The organism is Stenotrophomonas sp. 2YAF22 (genome assembly GCF_052114665.1).
Lineage (GTDB): Bacteria > Pseudomonadota > Gammaproteobacteria > Xanthomonadales > Xanthomonadaceae > Stenotrophomonas > Stenotrophomonas indicatrix.
In genome coordinates this window covers 1-5,227 of the sequence record NZ_JBFRFE010000289.1, presented here as the reverse complement: position 1 = coordinate 5,227, position 5,227 = coordinate 1, and the positions used below count along the sequence as shown (strand labels likewise).

The 5,227-nt window shown below is 67.2% G+C and carries 5 protein-coding genes; 4 read left to right on the top strand and 1 reads right to left on the bottom strand.

The window, feature by feature from the left end:
* The 3 genes from AB4Y84_RS12560 to AB4Y84_RS12550 form a co-directional block, all read left to right on the top strand.
* On the top strand, positions 1-1,587 hold a 1,587-nt coding region (locus AB4Y84_RS12560), incomplete at its 5' end, for a hypothetical protein (RefSeq protein ID WP_442250217.1).
* 78 nt (positions 1,588-1,665) lie between these two features.
* Entirely contained in the window at positions 1,666-2,247 is a 582-nt protein-coding gene (locus tag AB4Y84_RS12555) for a hypothetical protein (protein ID WP_394195580.1), read from the top strand.
* The gene (locus tag AB4Y84_RS12550) at positions 2,244-3,599 is read left to right on the top strand and encodes an AMP-binding protein (RefSeq protein ID WP_442243634.1); all 1,356 of its coding nucleotides are present in this window, start codon (positions 2,244-2,246) and stop codon (positions 3,597-3,599) included. The genes AB4Y84_RS12555 and AB4Y84_RS12550 overlap by 4 nt, the downstream gene beginning before the upstream one ends.
* Positions 3,600-3,609: 10 nt before the next feature.
* Here AB4Y84_RS12550 and AB4Y84_RS12545 read toward each other — a convergent pair whose 3' ends face one another.
* Positions 3,610-4,281 (bottom strand): TraX family protein, encoded by a 672-nt coding sequence (locus tag AB4Y84_RS12545; protein WP_312785570.1) that lies wholly within the window; start codon positions 4,279-4,281, stop codon positions 3,610-3,612.
* A gap of 148 nt (positions 4,282-4,429) precedes the next feature.
* On the opposite strand from AB4Y84_RS12545, the gene pip reads away from it, so the two are divergent.
* The coding region (pip, locus tag AB4Y84_RS12540) for a prolyl aminopeptidase (RefSeq protein WP_442250216.1) at positions 4,430-5,227 on the top strand (798 nt) is incomplete at its 3' end.

Here is a 5,227-nt window from a genome sequence, read left to right as displayed (position 1 = left end):
CTGCAACCCTACGCGCTGGAGATCCTCGCCCACGAGATCGGCCACCACGTGCTGGCGCCTGCCACCGCCAGCGACCATGCACGACTGCTGGCGCGCATCCGCCGTGCGCTGCCGACGCTGGAAGCGCATGCACCGATGGTCGCCAATCTTTACACCGACCTGCTCATCAACGATCGCCTGCAGCGCCAGAGCGGGCTGCGCATGGATGCGATCTATCGAAGCCTGGCCGGACAACCGGCGCAGGCCAGCTCGCCGGTCTGGCAGCTGTACATGGGCATCTACGAGGAACTGTGGCAGCAGCCGCGCGGCACGCTGGGCGGCTCGACCGACGATAGCGCATTGCAGGGCGATGCCTGGCTCGGCGCACGCGTCGTGCGCGTCTACGCCAGCGACTGGATGAGCGGCGCTGGCCGCTTCGCCACGCTGCTGCTGCCTTGGCTGCTGGAATCACAGCAGGATGCGCGGGTGGATGCCCTGATGGATACCCGGCACGCCGGCCAGGGAAGCCAACCGGTCGGCCTGGGGCAGCTGGAGGACGACGAGCTGGCGCCGGCGCCGCACCCCGCATCCGACCCACGCATCACCGGCGATGAGCGCGACGGCGGTGCACAGCAGAAGAGCGATCTCCCTGCCGAAGCAGTTGCCGGGGACCCCGCGCACCCGCCAGGACAGATGCGCGAGCCGTTCGAGTACGGGCAGATCCTGCGCGCGGCCGGCCTGGACCTGGATGACCATCAGATCGCCGTGCGCTACTACCGCGAGCGCGCGCTGCCACACCTGATCCGCTATCCGTCGCGGCCACAGCCGCAGGCCCTGGAGCCGCTGCCGGAGGGGCTGCAGCCCTGGGAAGCCGGCGATGCACTGGACGCAGTGGACTGGCTGCAATCGGTGCTGCAGTCACCCCATGTGATTCCCGGGCTGACGACGGTACAGCGTGTGCACGGGCTGGCACCCGGCCGTGAAGCCGCTGCCGAACCGGTGGACCTGGATCTGTACGTGGACAGTTCCGGTTCGATGCCCAACCCGCAGGCATGGACCTCGTTCCTGACGCTGGCCGGCGCCATCATCGCGCTGTCGGCGCTGCGCGTGGGTGCACGCGTACAGGCCACGCTGTGGAGCGGCACCGGGCAGCACCTGCACACCGACGGCTTCGTGCGTTCGGAAGACGACATCCTCAAGGTGCTTACCGGCTATTTCGGTGGCGCCACCGCGTTTCCGATCCACCGGTTGCGTGACACCTACGCCGAGCGTCCGCCGCATGCACGGGCGGTGCATATCCTGCACATCTCCGACGACGGCATCACCACGATGTTCGACAAGGATGAGCGTGGCAACAGCGGCTGGGACGTGGCCGCCAAAGCGCTGCGCGTGGCCGGCGGTGGCGGCACCATGGCACTGAACCTGTACAGTCCGCTGCCGTCCCGCATCGCCGATGCCGGCAACGCGGGATGGACCGGCGATCTGCTGCGCGCACGCGACGCGGGATGGAACATCCATGTGGTGCGTGACATGGCCGACCTGCTGCAGTTCGCGCGCGCCTTCAGCCAGCAGCACTACGGCCCTGCCGGCATGCGGGTGCAGCGATGATCGTGGACCGCGCTGCGCCCGCAGCACCTGTGACGATTGCCCTTCCACCCAGGTATTTGCCAAGTCTGGAACCTGACCATGCTCTCCGGCCCCTCCCTTGATGTTCTGCTGCGGCGCCTGCTGGACATGCCGCCCGATTTCCTCGAGCCACCGCGCCGCGCCGGCAGCGGCCGGCTGCACGTCGCGGCGGTGGTGGGCGATGTGTTTGCCGCACGCTCGCTGCACCTGCCCCCTGCACTTCGGGCAACGCTGTCGGGTGATCTGGCCGGGGTGGATGCAAACCAGCTCTCGCTTTCAGCGGTGACCGCATGGCTGATGGCAGATGCGTACTGGAATGCACTGGATATCGCCCCGGAGGCGTGGATGCCCCTGTTCGCCGAAGCAGTGCCGGCGCTGGCGGCCAGTACCAGCGCAGACCGGTTCGTGTTCGATCCGGAGCGCCGCGAAGAACTGGTGCGCACCGTGGTGGCCCGGCTGGGCCTGCTGCCGCAGGGTGAAACAGCGGCCCAGGCGGCCGATCGCCTGGCCCGGGTCAGCGGCGTGGAACGGCAGCGTCTGCTCGATGCCAGCCGCGCCACTGAAGAGCGCGCGCGTGCGATCCGCGAGGCCTTGGCGCGCAAGGCGGCGGAAGAGTCTGCGGACAAGTGGACCCGCGAGTGAGCCGCGAGCCGACCGATGCCGATCGCTATCCCACGCTGAGCACGGCGGGCCAGGCGATGCTGCAGCAGATGCGCGAGCACCCGGCGGCGCCGATCTTCCGCAATGCCAGCGGCAACCGCCTGCGTGCCGATGAGGTGACGGCATTGCGTGGCTACGAACGGGAGATCGCCTGCGCGCGCTTCGAGTGGACGCCAGATCAACCACCACCGTGGCTGCAGGCGCATGTGACCGAGGTATTCGCGCAGGTGCCGTATTACCGCGCGCAGGCGATGCCAGCTGCCTTCACCGACATTGCACCGGTCCACCGCGGCGACCTCGCAGCGGACATCGCCCGTTTCGTGCCGGACCCGGTACCGCTGGAGCGGATGATCAATTTCCGCACCACCGGCACCACCGGCCATCCACTGGTACTGCCATCGCATCCGGTGGTGGCGGCACGCTATCTGGCCCATCACAAGCGTGCCCTGCAGCGCTTCGGCATCACCCTGGCGCACGGCCGCGGCCAGATGGGGGTGATGTTGCTGGGCATGCAGCAGCGGTGCTTCACCTATGTTTCGGTGACACCGACGATGGACGAATCCGGCTTGGCCAAGATCAACCTGCATCCCGATGACTGGCGCCATCCTGAGGACCGCGCACGCTACATCGACCAGATGCAGCCGGAAGTGATCGCCGGCGATCCGATTTCCTTCGCAGCGCTGCTGGAATTGCCCGTACGACACCGGCCGCAGGCGCTGCTGTCGGTATCGATGGCGCTGTCTCCGGGCCTGCGCCAGGCCCTGGCCGCGCGCTTTGGCTGCGCGGTGCTCGATCTGTATTCAATGAACGAGGCGGGCCCGCTGGCCGTGTATGACGATGCTGCCGGCGGCCATGTACTGCTGCAGCCGCGCATGTATGTGGAAATTCTCGGTACCGACGGGGCGCCGTTGCCGCCCGGGGAGGTCGGTGAGATCACGCTCAGCGGCGGATTCAATTTCTGCCTGCCGCTGCTGCGCTACCGCACCGGCGACCGCGGCGCGCTGGCCATGGCCGGCGATACGCCGATGATCGTCGGCCTGCAGGGGCGACGTCCGGTCCGCTATCTGACTGCCGACCAGCAGTGGATCAACAACATCGACCTGACCCATGCGTTGGCTGCGCTGCCGTTGTCACGATACGTGGTGCATCAGCACAGCGATGGCAGCGTTGCCTTGTCGTTGCCACCTGCAGAGCTGGGCTACTCTGCCGAGGCGATCCGCTGCCTGCGCGCAGTGTTGCGAGGACAGCCTGTGGATGTCATTGCGCTGCAGCGCGAAGACAAGGTTCTGCAGTACACCAGCGACGTAGCCGGGAGCAGTTCGCCGCCGCGATGAGCGCCGTGCGTCAGCGCAGCCATTGCGCATAGGCGGCCAGCACCGCCAGGTGCGCCACGTAGTAAACGTAGAACGCCCAGCGCCATCGTGGCAGCCGCCACTGCACGCGCGAGACCGCCAGCGCCAGCGGAATGGCCAGCAATGCCCATCCATTGCCATTGAACCAGCACAGCCCGCCGAATCCGAACGCCAGCAGCCAGTATTTCCGGTGGCGGAATGCGATCCAGCCCAGCATCACAAATGCCACCCCCGCCCATTGGTAATCCACGAAGAACGGCAGCAGTCCTCCCGCCACAAGCAGCAATAATTGCCGGTTGTTGACCAGCGCATGCACGGCCACGGCGGCCAGGCAGAACGTCAGCAGGATGTTCAACGGCAGCCAATGGCCGAAGGCCAGCACATGCAAAGGTTGCGCGACCAGGCCCCACACCCCAAGCCGGCGGATCGACTTGCCCAGATCCGCCCCCGGCTGCGCAAGGTTGCAGGCCATCACCAGCGCGAACAGCGGGAAAGCGATGCGCCCCAACTCGCTGACCACCGGCACATAGCCACCGAAAACCACCTTGGCTACGTGGTCACCGGTCATCGACAGCAGCGCGAGCCACTTCAGCGACTCACGGGCGCCGCTGCTGAGGGCGCTGCCCGCCGTTGGGTGTCGTTCCGCGACGTCCTGCGCGCTCATGCCATTCATCCTCTGCGTCCTGCCGGGTCCAGATCGCCAGGAATCGATGGCGCTCCCCCTTGAACGCAGAGAGTACTTGAACATGGGGCGGATGACGCTGGTCGATATGCGCCGCTATGCTTGTACCCCCTGCTTGTGAGGCACTGCCATGCGCACGCTGTACCCGCCGATTACCCCGTACCGCGAACACACGCTGCCCGTGGATGCACTGCACACCCTGCATGTCGAGGAGTGCGGCACGCCCGATGGCATTCCGGTGGTGTACCTGCATGGCGGTCCGGGCGCTGGCATCTCGCCCACCCACCGCCGCTTCTTCGACCCCAGGCGCTACCGCATCGTGCTGATCGATCAGCGCGGCAGCGGCCGCTCCACGCCCTTCGGCGAGCTGCGCGACAACACCACGCAGCATCTGGTGGCCGACATCGAGAAGGTCCGCCAACACCTGGGCATCGAGCGCTGGCTGGTGTACGGCGGCTCCTGGGGTTCGACCCTGTCGCTGGCCTATGCACAGGCGCATCCCGACCGCGCCACCGGGCTGATCGTGCGCGGCGTGTTCCTGGGGCGCGAGGAAGAGAACCGCTGGTTCGCCGAGCTCAACGGCGGTGCGCGCTGGATCTTCCCGGAGCGCTGGGATCGCTACCAGGCGCACATTCCGGAAAGCGAGCGCGGCAACATGCTCGACGCGTACTGGAAGCGCCTGGACCACGCCGACGAAGCCATCCGCATCGCCGCGGCACAGGCGTGGCTGGGGTGGGAAGACAATGCCGCCACGCTGCTGCACGACGTCGACGCGGTGTCCGCTACCGATCCGCTCGATACACTGGCCAAGGCACGCATCGAGGCCCACTACTTCTGTCACAACAGCTTCCTCGATCAAGGCCAGCTGCTGCGCGACATCGATCGCATCCGCCATCTGCCGGGGGTCATCGTGCAGGGGCGCTACGAC